This window comes from Roseateles sp. GW821-FHT09H10 (genome assembly GCF_059415865.1).
Map to the genome: position 1 here is coordinate 243,407 of NZ_JBWKOB010000004.1, position 13,420 is coordinate 256,826.

Sequence of the window (13,420 nt, forward strand, 5' to 3'; positions counted from 1 at the left end):
AAGCGCCTAGATTGATGGTGCGAATCGTCAATCTGCAGCCATGTGAAAGGGGAAGCCCATGAACGAGATTACCCGAGTCGGGATCGATCTGGCCAAGCGCGTGATCCAGGTCCACGGTGTCGATGCCAACGGCCGCGTGGTTGTCGCCAAGGCGCTGCCCACCGACAAGTTCGCCGCCTGGTGCGTGCAACTGCCCGCCGGCTGTCTAGTCGCCATGGAGGCCTGCGGCGGCGCCCACCACTGGGCGCGCAAGCTGCGCGGCTTCGGCCTGGATGCACGACTCATCGCCGGCCACTTCGTCACGCCCTATCGCATGGCTGGCAAGGGCGGCAAGAACGACGCCAACGATGCGGCGGCCATCTGCGAGGCCGCCGGCCGCTCGCACATGCGCTTCGTGCCCGCGAAGACGTCCGCGCAGCAAGCGCTGCTGGCCATCCACCGGCTGCGCGAGGGCTACAAGGAAGACCGCACCGCCTGCATCAACCGCATCCGCGGCCTGCTCACCGAGTTCGGCATCGTCTTCGCGCAGAGTCCCGACGCACTGCGCCTGGGCCTGGCCGACGTGCTGGAAGACGCCAGCAACGAGCTGCCCGGCATCGCCCGCCTGGCGCTGCAGGAGGCGCGGCTGCACTGGGTCGAGCTGGAGTGTCACATCGCCAGCTGCGACGAGCGCATCACCGCGCATGTGCGCTCGGACGAGCAGGCCAAGAGGGCCGCCCAACTCAGTGGCATCGGCCCCGTGACCGCCCCGGCACTGGTGGCGACAGTGGGCGACTTCAAGCAGTTCAAGAACGGCGCGCAGTTCGGCTCGTGGCTGGGCCTGGTGCCCCGGCAGAACTCCAGCGGCGGCAAGACGCAACTCGGGCGCATCACCAAGCGCGGTGACGACTACCTGCGCACGCTGCTGATCCAGGGCGCCAAATCGGCCGTCATGACGGCCCACAAACGCAGCGACATGATCTCGCAGTGGCTGGTGCAATTGCTGACCCGCGTGGGCTGGCAAAAAGCCGTGGTGGCGCTGGCCAACAAGAACGCGCGCATCGTCTGGGCGCTGCTGGCCAAGGGGCGACAGTTCGACGCGAACTACGTGTCGGTCAAGCCTGGTGAGGTGCCGTCAACAGCGGCTGCGACGCCGGGCTGAGCCCTATCCACCAGCAACACCTTCTTCCCCAACGACATGCGTTCGAAGATGCATCACACAGGTCAGACCGGCAGCAGGCCAGCTCGACTAACCCTGTGCCGCGCCATGCATGGCGACGGCGGCGAATGAATGGAGCCCTGCTGAGCGGTTGGTATCTGGGCCCGCACCGACCACGAGTGCAACAAGGCCGCCTGTAGATGTGCAGTCTGTTCTCTGTGGCGCTGCATCGAACCCGAATCCGGTCTTGAAGGAAGAACAGAAAGGCCCGTATCGAAGCAACCAAAGCTAACGAGATTATTTAACGGGAAGTCCCTGTAGAAGGGTTAGGCGGCAAGTCTTCGCGCACCACGGCGCGTGTGATTTTCATTTGCCGCGCAATTGGAAGCTAGTGCGCAGCGCATCAACTTGACCTGTTTGAAGTTGGCTACACATGGCTATGGCCGCTTCTAGTGAAACGTTTTCTACGGACAGTGGCTGGGCAAGCTCGTCTCCAAAGTCTTGATCTGCCCACTGCTCGAGTGTTGCCGTTTTCGAACGGCCGATATACAGAACATACATTGGCCCCGAGTCGGTGCCATACCGAACGAATGCGGATGGATGTTCCTCATAGTCTGCTTGAGTCAAGCTTGGATGGTCTTCAACGTAGACCTCTGAGAGCGCAGACCTCAGCTCTTCAGCTGATGGCTCCCGAATATCTCCGCCGTAGCGTTTACTGAGGATGAACCACGGTTCCTCCACAGATGACTCCTTGCCGCCTAACGTCAAAGATCAGCGGTCGGCGAAGCCGTCCGCTGCAGCGAAGGGTTGGGCATCGCTGAGCATCATGCTGGTCCTAGGAGTCTTGCCAAGGCTCGCCTTGGATTGACGCACGCCGCTCGAGGACTGCTCGACCGGCCTCATGGACCGATTCGAACTCCAACTCTGTGACTGTAGGTTTGTGCGCCGGCGCGGCTGGCCCAACGTCGAACATTCCTCCTTCTTCATAGGGTTCTCCATACTCGGCGAAGTCGTATTCCTCGCACTCACGAACGGTGACTGCCGCTCGTTCACGGCTTTCACCGGGCAGAAAGAAGGAAAAGGAGACCCGCTTTCGCTTAATGAGCTCAATGGCGAGGCTGCTCACAGTGACGGTCATCGGCCCTCCATTGACTCGACGCTCAACGTTGGACTTGACCGGCGCGCGCGACGGGCGTGACCGGAGAGAGCGAACGCACCCGCGCGTCCGTGTCGAAGAACCTGTTATGCCGCATGGCCACTGCTGCCCGCTGCCCTTCTTTGCGCTCTCCAGTGGGCATACCCGCCGGGCAACCAGTTGCGACGACGTACCGGCCTAAGTAAGTCGTGAGCCTTTTCAACGAAGGCGTCGATTCCAAACCGGCGGACGTATGCGTGCACATATCGCTCTAACCGACGGGCCAGGATGCGCTTTGCAGCGCCAGATGTGTTTCTAACCCGGACGGAACAGCTACGGATGACACCACGGAATCTCTCCGGCTGCATGCGAGCCAGACAGCCTGGGTAGGGCTTTAGATGTCTCGGCACCACGCGGTACTTACGTTGCGGCATAACGTGCGAGCTCAGCGGACGGCGAAGCCGTCCGCTGCAGCGAAAGGTTGGGCAGCGCACACGGAGCGCGCTATGAACGCCACGTGCCCACCCCTGAATGGAGAACAACAAACGACCGTGGATGAACGAAAAACGCATAGTGCTTTCCGCCGCCAGCCATTGGCTCCGGCTTCCGCTCCGCGGTCCAGTAGCTCACCACAAGTACCGTTTCGACGTCCTGAAGAGCTGATTGAACTTCCGCCTTCTCCTGATCCGTCAGGCGCAATCGTTCAACGAATGTCTTGGCCTCCTCGAAAACATCACTGACGCAGTACGCCCAGGACTTTGCCTCCGCATGCAAGGGGTGAGTGGCCACCGCGGCCAGTGCGCGCTGCTCGACCTTTTCCGGTACGCCACTCGCGACGTTCATGGTGATGCCCAACGTAGACGTAACCGGCGACTTGCGGCAGGGAGGCGCGCAGCGCCGGGACGCCGCAAGGCGTCCGGGTTGACGGCCTTGTTATGTCTCATGCCACATAACCCCGCGCTTCTGCTCGGTCTTTGGATCGTGCAACCCCTGCTCGCCAATCTTCGTGTGCATGCGTTCGCCTACCCAGTACCGGTCTGCGCTGAGACCGCCGAACTTCTTGCGATAGAACTGGACGGCCTCGACACGCTTTCTACGGATTCGCGTCTTAATAGCGCCTCGCGATCGCTCCTCCCATTCGGAGAGTCCATGCATCAGGAGCCGCAATTCGGCGTTCAACAGGAACGGCCAGTATGCGCGACGCCGCTTTAGCGGGTTGTACACACCGACTCTGCTGGGGGCGCTACGGCGATAGGACTTGAATGGAGGCGTTCTCACCGCTGCTGCCCTGAGACATAACGTTCGCGCTCAGCGGGCGGCGAAGCCGTCCGCTGCAGCAAAGGGTTAAGCCGCACCATACCAAGCACCAGTACGAAATGCCTCAGGAATCTCCTGCGACCACGGATCATCGAAGCCACGGGCCGCCAACTCTTCAAACCACCGAGTGCGTAGGGAGTCGGGGAGCCTGGTTCCGCACCAAGGGCAGAAGTGGATTGCCATTGAGCTCGACCCGCCGTCGTGTAGGAACAGGCCGTACTCCCGAAATCTGTCTGAGTAGCTGATGAGCGCGTCAGGGCAGTCCTCCGGCTCGGGATGGACAGGGCAAGCGAACTCCGCTTGAGCTTGCATCGCATCGCAACAGTGCTTTGGCATGCGGCTTAACGTCGGCGCTCAGCGGGCGGCGAAGCCGTCCGCTGCAGCAACAAGTTGAAGCGAATGTGGCAGAGAGGCTTGCCCATCATGTTGCTGAGCCTTCGCTCAACTGCAGCCTAGCGTCGACACGGCCGGCCTTTGCCGCCGATACAGCCTCGCTCCAATCCTGATCAAGCGCCGGATCTGCAGCGGCGCCGTCCGGCAGGAGCGACATCGAACCGAGGATCGCGCCTAGTTCTTCGCAACCCAAGTCGTATTGCTTTGACAAAAACGCATACATGGCCAAGTAGGCCTCTGCGGAAGTGAGCGAGTCGTTGTCCATGCGCTTCAACGTGAAAGCTCAGCGGACGGCTTCGCCGCCCGCTGCAGCGACTGGTTAGGCCTCGCCCCGCAACGGGCCCGGTGCAAAACGTACCCCGCAGTGCGAGCAGTTCTTGGGGAACAGTGCGACCATGGAAGAGTACGCCGCCTCACTTGAACCGAAGCTGAAGGACTTTGCCTGTGGAGTGCTGCGGCATACAGGACACCGAAACCCAGCCATTCCCCAGATGACAAATGCTGTAATGGGAAACAGGGCGATACCGATGTACAAGCCATACGGTTCAAGAGTAATGATTCTGTCAAAGAGTACAACGCCGAAACAGTAGCCGACGGCTACCAGCATACCGACGAGAAGCCTGCGACGCGATTTCGTGTAGCGGGCGTACTCATCGAGGGTAAGCACATCACCGTGGCGGGCGTTCTCGTGAATCCTCTGTGTTCGCTTTAGTCTGCTTTGCATGGTATGCAGCGATTAGCTATGGGACGTACTGCTGAGGTTGACTGTGCGGCCTAACGTTGGCGCTCAGCGGGCGGCGGAGCCGTCCGCTGCAGCAATAGGTTAGAGCCCGGCTTGCGTAAGAACATGACGAAGCTCGTACTGGTTGCAACCTTGGTCAGGGATGGCGCCATCCGCGCCGAGCGCTGAGATTTCAAAGCCATCCTCCACATCTGCGAAATAGAGCAGGCCGTTGGGCAACTCAGCGACAACGAAGACGCTTTCAACTGCCCCTAGTCTGCGGATGGGAACCGCGTAGAACGGCACGCGATATCCGGCAAAGGCTGTTTGCTGCTCCGACGTGCACGCGCCCAACTGCTCGGACACGATCGCATCCAACTCGGTGATAGTGATTGGCTGCCACATGCTTGGTGGGCTCTAACGTGCGCGCTCAGCGGGCGGCGCAGCCGTCCGCTGGAGCGAAGGGTTGAACATCAACAGCAACTGCTTCAGAAAGCAGAGGTTCATAGTGACTCTCAAGCAGAGTCAGAAGCTCCGGCCGTTCAACGTAGTACGCAGCATCTTCTGCGGCGAAAGTTCGCTGAGCCGCCAGGATCGAATAGTCATGAAGTGATCGAACAGGCTCAACGGGATCGCGCCTCACTTGGCTCCAGCACTCCGGTAGCAGCTTTGCCCGACCGAGAGCACCGACTTGATGAAGGGCTTCGAGGGTCGCAGCAACGTCGCCAGTTCCGCAGTTGTGAAAGTACTGAAGATGTCCGCCATTCAGCACCTGCGCGTCATAGCTATACGCTAGCCAGAACGAACGAAACTCCGAGCGGTGCTGATCATCGGGATGCTCTGCGAGATAGAGCACGAGTGCCCACAGTCGCGCACTCGGATCAGCGTCCAGTTCTGCTCTATCGATGATTACCACTGGTTCCATGTGATGTTCAACGTGAAAGTGAGCGGACGCCGAAGGCGGTCCGCTCCAATGGCAGGTTGAAGCTCAACATTGCCTACCTCGCGCCGCCCACCAAATGGCGATAGGCAACGCGAGCGCGACAGCGATGAAGGCAAACGGTGCCCACATAACCGGCGTATCTCGGATGCCGATATACGAGCCAAGACCTGACGGGCTGGCGAACACCATCGCCAGCGAGAAAAAGGCCGAAGCGGCAACCAAGACCAAAGCGGCCGCGACTGTCCGGCTCACGCGGCGACCCGCGCTCTTGCGATGCAGAACGAGAAGAACCGTAATCGCAAGCACGCACGGCGGAAATAGAACCCAAGCGAGGATGAGCGCGAACTCCGAACTCGTCACAGCCATGCCTCCGTGAGCTTCAACGTGCAAGCTCAGCGGACAGCGAAGCCGTCCGCTGCATCGACAGGTTAGCCCTCGGGCTCATATTTGCTCCGGAGTTCCAAGTAAGCGCGCTTGCAATGTTCGAAGTATTCGAGCTCGTCGTCTTCGCGTTGCTTGGCGGCATGCCCCGATTCAATGGGGTCTGCCGAATTGGCTTCAAGCACCTCCACGACGATTCGATCGCCAACGCGGAGTTCGCGATGCCCTACCCAGCGCAAGTGCTCGTCGGGAACTCCCGCCGCGCGGGACGTCAGTCCGCCAACCAACAGATGAATGTCAGGCGGTTCGTCAGGTCGTCCTGAACGCGCGGAATCGCCGAGTTTTCCTGCGGCAGTAACGATCGCGTTTAGGACGCCGAGATCATCAGCCCCGCCAACAACGGGCGGCTCTTCGTTCACTTGAACGCGTAAAACGAGCATGTCTATCCGATGGCTAACGCGCAAGGTCAGCGGGCGGCGAAGCCGTCCGCTGCAGCGACAGGTTAGAAGGCTCCCTCAAAGCTGACCTCCACTGCGGTAGATCGGCTGGCGATATCGCGCAACACCTCAAGAAACGTCCCTCCACGCAACGCCTGGAGAGGAGAAGTATTGATGAACCGGAGCCGGCATTCGCCAGGCCAACCTGGGCCGCCGTTCAGCCCGTCCCAGAAGGCATCAAGGTTCCGGCCAAAGTAGCCAGCGCCTTCTGGCTCGGCGGTGCGAACGTACGCGGACCAGAAGTCAGCCTCCGACTGAACTGCGCCGCAATCAATGACGATGGATCGCATGCCTTCTAACGTGAAAGCTCAGCGGGCGGCGAAGCCGTCCGATGGAGCGAAAGGTTGGGCCGCATGGGCCGCGTATGGTCTGCGCCGCAAAGCACCAAGGCCCTGACGCGTGCGCTCAGACTCCGAGAGCCACCAGAATGAATCGTGCCCGAACATGACTTCATGTGCCCAGTAGGCCGGCGCCTCACGATAAAGCTCGTACTCGCCGGTGACGGAAGGCCAGTGCGACCAGGCTTGATTGATGCGGCCGACGCACTCGTCCCGCGTGATGCCAAAGCGGCGCATCAATTCTTCGACGATGTCACGCACATAAGCCAAGGACTCTTCGTCCGTAATGAGGCAGAAGTCCGATGGAGCAACGGGAATCATGTGCGGCTCAACGCCGTTTTCAGCGGCGCCGGGCCGCGGTGGTGGGTTGAGACGTACGACGTCCCCGGCGTCCGCTGCAACACATAGTTATGCCTGACCCTTCCACTTGCCGGATTGGAAGAGCTCGATCCACGGCGCGGTCCGTTGCGTGACACGCGGCGAGTTCAAGCTTGAACGGAGCGACTCGGCACGCGACCAGTGCCGCTCAAACTCTTGCGACGAAACTTCGATGGCCTCGCCCCAGTGCTGCACCCATTTGTGCCCGTAGCGGAAGTCGGCCAGGCAGCCGAAGCCGTCTTCCCAGTGCTCGCGATCGTACGCAACGGAATTGCCGTTGAGATAAACGTCGACTTGACGGAGAGCAAAGGAGTCTTCCGCGAACTCAATATAGCGAACGAACTTGCCCCAGCCGAAGGACTCCTTGAGCTCATGGGGCTCGAGTTCCGCAGAGCGAGTGAAGCGTGATGGGATTGGCCGGTCAGGCATAACGTAGACGTAACCGGCGACTTGCGGCAGGGAGGCGCGCAGCGCCGGGACGCCGCAAGGCGTCCGGGTTGACGGCCTTGTTATGTCTCATGCCACATAACCCCGCGCTTCTGCTCGGTCTTTGGATCGTGCAACCCCTGCTCGCCAATCTTCGTGTGCATGCGTTCGCCTACCCAGTACCGGTCTGCGCTGAGACCGCCGAACTTCTTGCGATAGAACTGGACGGCCTCGACACGCTTTCTACGGATTCGCGTCTTAATAGCGCCTCGCGATCGCTCCTCCCATTCGGAGAGTCCATGCATCAGGAGCCGCAATTCGGCGATCAACAGGAACGGCCAGTATGCGCGACGCCGCTTTAGCGGGTTGTACACACCGACTCTGCTGGGGGCGCTACGGCGATAGGACTTGAATGGAGGCGTTCTCACCGCTGCTGCTCTGAGACATAACGTTCGAGCTGAGCCGACCGCGGCGGCACGACGCGGAAGGCCGAGAATGAAATGACGGCCTGCAGCGGCATGCCGTCGCGGGTCGGATCGAGCGAAGGGTTAAGAGGCATTTTTGCCACGGTGCATAGCCTTGAGAGTAGAAGCCAGCTCTGCCAACGCCGTGCCTCCAAAGTTGCCATGAACAAGCGCCCGATCTATGACTTCATGAGCTTTTCCAAGTTTGACCAGTTCTGCGAAACGCATAACCGCAAATTCGTCTGCTGCCGCCTCGGCAATCTGGACACCAGACGCGTTGGGCTTGTCCCGATAGGCCTCCATTGACTGCCAGTTGTCGAGCCCAGTCTCGGACCACAGATGGAGACTCTCCCCGTCGGACCAGATGTACGTCGAGCCTTTGATGTACGCCATGACTTCCTTCAATGCCGCTTAACGTCAAAACTCAGCGGGCGGCGAAGCCGTCCGCTGCAGTGAAGGGTTCGCCATCACCGTGACGAAGGGGTGTGCGCGGGAAGACCAATGCGATGTGATCTGCATTTCTATGTGTCCCAGACCAACGATGGACCAAGTTTCTGCTCCGCCAACGCAACGGCTCCAAAGAGGCTGAGCGCGGCACCTCCGCCTACCCATTTAGGCTGGCCCACGGGCGTGCTAAAGAGCACGTAGAAGCACTCGACGCTTCTGTCTTCCGAGATATCTGGCGGATCCTCATGGTCACCGGTGCCGTACAGCGTGTGATGTCGAACGATGCGTACCTCGCAAGGCATGCTGTCGGCGTACAGCCATGAACCCGTCTTCGCCGGCGGAGCAATCTCAAGGCTAAGCATGTGACGGCGAACGTTTGCGCTCAGCGGGCGGCGAAGCCGTCCGCTGCAGCAATTGGTTAGGCATCATTCTCGCCACGTGCGCCTTGAGCGTGTGCATCTACGATCCAGCCAGACTCAGAAGGCGGCCATGCTCACCGCCACGACGACGACGAGCACAGCGATGACTGCAAGCGCGAGAACGAACTTGTTCTGGTGTGTGGTGCCCGCGGGGGAGGCGAGTTCCAACGAGCCCAGACGTTGGCGAATGTCATCTCGCTCTGGATACGCGCGCGCCGCTTCTCTGAGCAGCTCGATAGCCTGCGCCTTGCGACCATAGGCGATGAATACTTCTGCCTCTGCAATGGGATCCGGTGTAACCATGATGCGTAACGTTCGCGCTCAGCGGGCGGCGAAGCCGTCCGCTGCAGCAAAGGGTTAAGCCGCACCATACCAAGCACCAGTACGAAATGCCTCAGGAATCTCCTGCGACCACGGATCATCGAAGCCACGGGCCGCCAACTCTTCAAACCACCGAGTGCGTAGGGAGTCGGGGAGCCTGGTTCCGCACCAAGGGCAGAAGTGGATTGCCATTGAGCTCGACCCGCCGTCCTGTAGGAAGAGGCCGTACTCCCGAAATCTGTCTGAGTAGCTGATGAGCGCGTCAGGGCAGTCCTCCGGCTCGGGATGGACAGGGCAAGCGAACTCCGCTTGAGCTTGCATCGCATCGCAACAGTGCTTTGGCATGCGGCTTAACGTCAAAGATCAGCGGGCGGCGAAGCCGTCCGCTGCAGCGAAAGGTTGTACGGCGGCTTCACCAGAACCTCCACCAGGCTTTCTTGCCGGACACAGCGGTGCCTTGCGCTAGCGCCTGACTGCTGATGCTGTGCCACACGACGGCATCGAGAACTTGCGCGCGATCTAGGAGAACCGCGCCGACCTGCGCTGGATGAGGAACCGGAGCAAATACCTGCAACGGACCGCGCTCTGTGCCGCGCTCGCGCAGCGCCAGAACCAACTCGCTCCGAAGGTTTCGTTCCTGCCACGGCTGCGAATTCATGTTTGCGGCGAACTCCGATTGGGAGGCCGCCACCGTGCGGACCTCGCCAGAGAAAGCATCGAGCACCCACACCGATTCATCGGGCTTCGCGAAGAACGCGTCTCCGAACGCCGAGAGTCCAATCGGTCGGACCTTGCCGCCGATCTGCGGCCAGCAGCTAAAGATGCGCTCGAAATCGAGGCGCGGATCTTGGAGAAAGAGGTCGTCCCAGGTGAGCTTAGTTGCCATGCGCTGCCGTACAACGTGAAAGCTCAGCGGGCGGCGAAGCTGTCCGCTGGAGCGAAAGGTTGGGCAGCAGGCTGGTACCAGACCTCAGTACCCACAGGAACATCTGATTTTGAGAGCCCGCGGAAGACACAACCCCACCGCAACTCCTTGGGCGGCGGTGTTTGCGAAATCCACTGAACCGTAAGCGTTGCTTGCACGGCGGAACCGTTGGGCATGCGCAGCTGGACTTCCAGATTGGCTGGACCGCCGTAGTCCTGGGCGAGCGGGCCGGGCACAACCACGAGGCCGCCGAAGGCCGGGATTTCGAAAGTGTCCTCGACTCTCAAAAGTAGGTTCATATGCCTGCTGCTCAACGTTGAAGCTGAGCTGCGAGCGGCGGCCTGCCGACGCGAGTCGGCTCGAGCGACTGGTTAGGCAGCTGATGGCAGTGTGGTGTCATGCTCTCTCCCTAGCAAGGTGGACAAAAGCAGATCAATGGACCTAACGTTTTCCGACCGACCCATGCTCGCCTCAGCAAGAGCCAAGAACTGCATTGCATCTATGGCCGCAATTCCGAACTCTCGCACTATTGAATTCAACCAATCTGCCGCTAAGCCGAGCTCATTGTTCTGAATGAATTCGTCGACCTGCTTCAGATCTTGCGCACATGCGACGAGCGCCTCGGACGGCAACTGCTCCCGAGCGCTTAGAAGGTACGCCTCAGTTCGAACCCACTGTCGCCGAAGATCTTCGGTTGCCCTGTCGTCTAGAGGCCTAACGTTGAAGCTCAGCGGACGGCGAAGCCGTCCGCTGCAGCGACAGGTTAGGCCTCACCGCACTCAATGTCGACGATGGAGAAGGACTGAAACCCAACTCATAGATTTTTGAGGGCGAACCAAACCAGAGATCCCAGTCCCACCAGGAAGCCGCCAAACGTCGCAAGGCTCAGCAGTGCGCCGAAGATGACTTGAGCAGCACCCATCTTGCTCTCGGGTGGATCTTCCATTCGCAATAGCGACAGAAAGTGAATTGCCAGCGCGCCAGTGATCGAAGCGACAAACGCAACCAAGGAAACCGCGACGAGCTCTTTGGCAACTGGCTTCGAGAAAAGCTTCTCTAGGAACGTGACCATCAGAAGAATCGAACCGGTGCTCAGTGAAGCCAGGTGCTTCAAAAAATCGTGCTCGAGTTTGAAGGATTCCAAGTGAGTCTGAAACTGTCGGTCGTCCATTTTTAACTCCTCCGCGTAGCCATGCTGTCTGTCTGCGCGCGAAGTGCTGCGCTGACTCACAGGGGCAAATAATTGTTGTTGACTCGTAGTTGTGTGAGGCCTAACGTTGAAGTTCAGCGGGCGGCGTAGCTGTCCGCTGCAATGGCAGGTTAGGGCGCGGCATGCTCAACGAAGCCTTCGCCCAAAAGCTCGCTTGATCCGCCAGGACAGTAGACCCCAAACAGGCAGCGCCACTGCCGCGCAAGCGATGAGCGAGCCCACCATAACGAGCCCATAGCCAAGATCTTCTTCGATAGCGGCGACGGGGTTGCGCTGAATGTAGGCGTGATCCACCAATCCCAAAACTGCCAAAACCGCCACAAGAACAATCATGGCGGACAGCGTCAGGGACGCGAGCCACTGAACAATTGGTGAGGCAAGCGCGCGTCGCAGAGAACGGTCGTCGAACATCGCGCCCTAACGTGCAAGCTCAGCGGACGGCCAAGCCGTCCGCTGGAGCGAAGGGTTGGGCATCGCTGAGGTGAACATAACTGGCCTCACGTCTCAGGCCTTGGCACCCTTGCGCTTGGCGCGCTTTCTCGCTGAGCTGGCGGCCTTGATGATGTCCGCGCATTCTTCGGGGGATGGGACCTTCCGATCAGTTTCTATCGTGTGCCAGCCACCGCAGTTCGGAGTTGTGCACCCGCAAAAGGTGAAGCTGACAGGATGCGCAGTCAGGCCTTCTCGCCGTTGGATAGCATTTGTGCGCTCGCGACTCTTGATGATGTCTGCGATGGCTGATCGACCGAGGAATTGACGTGACATGCTTGACTCTATGCGATGGACAACTGCCTCGGACGTGATGCTCAACGTGAAAGGTCAGCGGGCGGCGAAGCCGTCCGCTGCAGCGACCGGTTATGCCGAGCGCCGTTTGTCGAAGCGCCGATGACCACGACACGGAGACGCGGCCGAAGTTGAAAGGCGCCGCAGGCTGAGGCGAGCAGGCTTGGTGGACTAGCCGGAAGCGCAATGCAGGCGGGAGCCCGAACCTGGGCGCTTGCAAAGCGTGACGCCGACACGCGCTCACCCGACTTCGCGAAACCCTCGGTCGCCAGCGAGACGAGGCCGCCGCGCAAGCCCGGTACAAAGCCTCTGATGGAGTTCGACCTAGCCTGCTGCATAACGTCGGCGCTCAGCGGGCGGCAAAGCCGTCCGCTGCAGCAACCGGTTAGCCATTGGGCCAACCTTTGCACCATTCGAGAAATGACAGGCGGGGACTGTCAGATCCCCGATACGGTCGAAGCCCCTCAAGATTTGCGCGATCGTCATGCCAGATGTTTCCCCTTTCCGGACCTGTGATGATTAGCCACTCCCTTATTGCGCATCCCAATTCGGAGATTGGAATCGCCCCGTCGAGCGGCCTGAAGTAGATCTTGTCGAACGAATCCCGCCGCGCCTCGTAGGCCTCAATCCACTCCGGATCATGGGCACGCTCTTCCTCGTACTCGGGGAAACTTCGCAGGTCGTTATACACATCAGTGAAAGGGAATGGTTTGGCAAGCTCACCAATGAACCCATCATTCTGAGACCAATGGGTTCCATCCCCCATTTCGCCAAGCCCGAACAGTTCACTACAGCCATTGCCTATCTTCGTTATGAAGGCACGGTATTCAGCTGGCAGTTCAATCCTATGAACATCTTCAAATGCCGAGACGTCGGCCTCGCTTACACAAGGTGCAAGCGGGCTTCCGATGAATCCGTCCAGCAACTTCTTCTGAATTGCTCGCAGTTCACTGTCATCGACGCTTTCCATGGCTAACGTCCAAGCTCAGCGGGCGGCGAAGCCGTCCGCTGAAGCGACGGGTTATGCCGAGCCCCGCCATTCGAAGGCACAGCGGTGGCGGCAGCCCGAAGCTGCCGAAGCTGACGCCCACCGCAGGATGAGGCGAGCAGGCCTGGTGGACTAGCCGGGAGCGCAATGCGGGCGGAATACCGAACCTCGGAGCTGGCAACGCGTGACACCGCAA

The 13,420-nt window shown here is 60.1% G+C and carries 19 protein-coding genes and 1 pseudogene; 1 reads left to right on the forward strand and 19 read right to left on the reverse strand.

Translation table 11 applies throughout. The features are described 5' to 3' along the window. The first annotated feature begins 58 nt into the window (after window positions 1-58). The gene (locus tag AC07OY_RS19650) at window positions 59-1,141 is read left to right on the forward strand and encodes an IS110 family RNA-guided transposase (RefSeq protein ID WP_495044305.1); all 1,083 of its coding nucleotides are present in this window, start codon (window positions 59-61) and stop codon (window positions 1,139-1,141) included. A 363-nt stretch (window positions 1,142-1,504) separates the two neighbouring features. Here AC07OY_RS19650 and AC07OY_RS19655 read toward each other — a convergent pair whose 3' ends face one another. The 19 genes and pseudogenes from AC07OY_RS19655 to AC07OY_RS19745 all read right to left on the reverse strand — a co-directional run bounded on the left by AC07OY_RS19655 (window position 1,505) and on the right by AC07OY_RS19745 (window position 13,206). Next, window positions 1,505-1,879 (reverse strand): hypothetical protein, encoded by a 375-nt coding sequence (locus AC07OY_RS19655; protein WP_495044306.1) that lies wholly within the window; start codon window positions 1,877-1,879, stop codon window positions 1,505-1,507. 898 nt (window positions 1,880-2,777) lie between these two features. Further along, window positions 2,778-3,116, reverse strand: coding sequence for a hypothetical protein (locus AC07OY_RS19660; RefSeq protein ID WP_495044307.1), 339 nt, complete (start codon window positions 3,114-3,116; stop codon window positions 2,778-2,780). Between the two features lie 501 nt (window positions 3,117-3,617). Continuing rightward, on the reverse strand, window positions 3,618-3,926 hold the full coding sequence (locus AC07OY_RS19665) for a DUF6980 family protein (protein WP_495044308.1): 309 nt from the start codon (window positions 3,924-3,926) through the stop codon (window positions 3,618-3,620). A gap of 85 nt (window positions 3,927-4,011) precedes the next feature. Continuing rightward, window positions 4,012-4,248, reverse strand: coding sequence for a hypothetical protein (locus AC07OY_RS19670; protein WP_495044309.1), 237 nt, complete (start codon window positions 4,246-4,248; stop codon window positions 4,012-4,014). 558 nt (window positions 4,249-4,806) lie between these two features. After that, window positions 4,807-5,109 carry a hypothetical protein gene (locus AC07OY_RS19675; RefSeq protein WP_495044310.1) on the reverse strand — a complete coding sequence of 101 codons (303 nt, stop codon included), beginning with the start codon at window positions 5,107-5,109 and terminating at the stop codon, window positions 4,807-4,809. A 25-nt stretch (window positions 5,110-5,134) separates the two neighbouring features. Continuing rightward, window positions 5,135-5,620: a DMP19 family protein gene (locus AC07OY_RS19680; protein ID WP_495044311.1), complete on the reverse strand. Its 486-nt coding sequence runs from the start codon at window positions 5,618-5,620 to the stop codon at window positions 5,135-5,137. 72 nt (window positions 5,621-5,692) lie between these two features. Continuing rightward, a complete protein-coding gene (locus AC07OY_RS19685; protein WP_495044312.1) occupies window positions 5,693-6,013 on the reverse strand; it encodes a hypothetical protein in 321 nt (106 codons plus the stop codon). 62 nt (window positions 6,014-6,075) lie between these two features. Beyond that, window positions 6,076-6,468, reverse strand: coding sequence for a hypothetical protein (locus AC07OY_RS19690; RefSeq protein WP_495044313.1), 393 nt, complete (start codon window positions 6,466-6,468; stop codon window positions 6,076-6,078). A gap of 62 nt (window positions 6,469-6,530) precedes the next feature. Then, window positions 6,531-6,815 carry a barstar family protein gene (locus AC07OY_RS19695; protein ID WP_495044314.1) on the reverse strand — a complete coding sequence of 95 codons (285 nt, stop codon included), beginning with the start codon at window positions 6,813-6,815 and terminating at the stop codon, window positions 6,531-6,533. A gap of 18 nt (window positions 6,816-6,833) precedes the next feature. Continuing rightward, a complete protein-coding gene (locus tag AC07OY_RS19700; RefSeq protein WP_495044315.1) occupies window positions 6,834-7,184 on the reverse strand; it encodes a hypothetical protein in 351 nt (116 codons plus the stop codon). An 87-nt stretch (window positions 7,185-7,271) separates the two neighbouring features. Beyond that, complete coding sequence (locus AC07OY_RS19705) at window positions 7,272-7,670, reverse strand: hypothetical protein (RefSeq protein WP_495044316.1); 399 nt, start codon at window positions 7,668-7,670, stop codon at window positions 7,272-7,274. A 545-nt stretch (window positions 7,671-8,215) separates the two neighbouring features. After that, window positions 8,216-8,524, reverse strand: a complete 309-nt coding sequence (locus AC07OY_RS19710; RefSeq protein WP_495044317.1) for a hypothetical protein — start codon at window positions 8,522-8,524, stop codon at window positions 8,216-8,218. A gap of 647 nt (window positions 8,525-9,171) precedes the next feature. Further along, a pseudogene (locus tag AC07OY_RS19715) lies at window positions 9,172-9,288 on the reverse strand (type IV pilus assembly protein FimV); the annotation flags it as partial. Between the two features lie 66 nt (window positions 9,289-9,354). Beyond that, the gene (locus AC07OY_RS19720) at window positions 9,355-9,663 is read right to left on the reverse strand and encodes a DUF6980 family protein (protein ID WP_495044318.1); all 309 of its coding nucleotides are present in this window, start codon (window positions 9,661-9,663) and stop codon (window positions 9,355-9,357) included. Window positions 9,664-9,730: 67 nt separating this feature from the next. Continuing rightward, window positions 9,731-10,204: a hypothetical protein gene (locus AC07OY_RS19725; RefSeq protein ID WP_495044319.1), complete on the reverse strand. Its 474-nt coding sequence runs from the start codon at window positions 10,202-10,204 to the stop codon at window positions 9,731-9,733. Window positions 10,205-10,227: 23 nt separating this feature from the next. Continuing rightward, complete coding sequence (locus AC07OY_RS19730; RefSeq protein ID WP_495044320.1) at window positions 10,228-10,542, reverse strand: hypothetical protein; 315 nt, start codon at window positions 10,540-10,542, stop codon at window positions 10,228-10,230. 515 nt (window positions 10,543-11,057) lie between these two features. Beyond that, window positions 11,058-11,414 (reverse strand): hypothetical protein, encoded by a 357-nt coding sequence (locus AC07OY_RS19735; protein ID WP_495044321.1) that lies wholly within the window; start codon window positions 11,412-11,414, stop codon window positions 11,058-11,060. Between the two features lie 165 nt (window positions 11,415-11,579). After that, window positions 11,580-11,864 (reverse strand): hypothetical protein, encoded by a 285-nt coding sequence (locus tag AC07OY_RS19740; RefSeq protein WP_495042070.1) that lies wholly within the window; start codon window positions 11,862-11,864, stop codon window positions 11,580-11,582. 757 nt (window positions 11,865-12,621) lie between these two features. Further along, window positions 12,622-13,206: a hypothetical protein gene (locus AC07OY_RS19745; RefSeq protein ID WP_495044322.1), complete on the reverse strand. Its 585-nt coding sequence runs from the start codon at window positions 13,204-13,206 to the stop codon at window positions 12,622-12,624. Window positions 13,207-13,420 lie beyond the last annotated feature (214 nt).

Coding starts and splice junctions, on each gene's coding strand:
- AC07OY_RS19650 (WP_495044305.1), top strand. CDS start 59: ATGAACGAGATTACCCGAGTCGGGATCGATCTGGCCAAGCGCGTGATC.
- AC07OY_RS19660 (WP_495044307.1), bottom strand. CDS start 3,116: ATGAACGTCGCGAGTGGCGTACCGGAAAAGGTCGAGCAGCGCGCACTG.
- AC07OY_RS19665 (WP_495044308.1), bottom strand. CDS start 3,926: ATGCCAAAGCACTGTTGCGATGCGATGCAAGCTCAAGCGGAGTTCGCT.
- AC07OY_RS19670 (WP_495044309.1), bottom strand. CDS start 4,248: ATGGACAACGACTCGCTCACTTCCGCAGAGGCCTACTTGGCCATGTAT.
- AC07OY_RS19675 (WP_495044310.1), bottom strand. CDS start 5,109: ATGTGGCAGCCAATCACTATCACCGAGTTGGATGCGATCGTGTCCGAG.
- AC07OY_RS19685 (WP_495044312.1), bottom strand. CDS start 6,013: ATGGCTGTGACGAGTTCGGAGTTCGCGCTCATCCTCGCTTGGGTTCTA.
- AC07OY_RS19690 (WP_495044313.1), bottom strand. CDS start 6,468: ATGCTCGTTTTACGCGTTCAAGTGAACGAAGAGCCGCCCGTTGTTGGC.
- AC07OY_RS19695 (WP_495044314.1), bottom strand. CDS start 6,815: ATGCGATCCATCGTCATTGATTGCGGCGCAGTTCAGTCGGAGGCTGAC.
- AC07OY_RS19700 (WP_495044315.1), bottom strand. CDS start 7,184: ATGATTCCCGTTGCTCCATCGGACTTCTGCCTCATTACGGACGAAGAG.
- AC07OY_RS19705 (WP_495044316.1), bottom strand. CDS start 7,670: ATGCCTGACCGGCCAATCCCATCACGCTTCACTCGCTCTGCGGAACTC.
- AC07OY_RS19710 (WP_495044317.1), bottom strand. CDS start 8,524: ATGGCGTACATCAAAGGCTCGACGTACATCTGGTCCGACGGGGAGAGT.
- AC07OY_RS19720 (WP_495044318.1), bottom strand. CDS start 9,663: ATGCCAAAGCACTGTTGCGATGCGATGCAAGCTCAAGCGGAGTTCGCT.
- AC07OY_RS19725 (WP_495044319.1), bottom strand. CDS start 10,204: ATGGCAACTAAGCTCACCTGGGACGACCTCTTTCTCCAAGATCCGCGC.
- AC07OY_RS19730 (WP_495044320.1), bottom strand. CDS start 10,542: ATGAACCTACTTTTGAGAGTCGAGGACACTTTCGAAATCCCGGCCTTC.
- AC07OY_RS19735 (WP_495044321.1), bottom strand. CDS start 11,414: ATGGACGACCGACAGTTTCAGACTCACTTGGAATCCTTCAAACTCGAG.
- AC07OY_RS19740 (WP_495042070.1), bottom strand. CDS start 11,864: ATGTTCGACGACCGTTCTCTGCGACGCGCGCTTGCCTCACCAATTGTT.
- AC07OY_RS19745 (WP_495044322.1), bottom strand. CDS start 13,206: ATGGAAAGCGTCGATGACAGTGAACTGCGAGCAATTCAGAAGAAGTTG.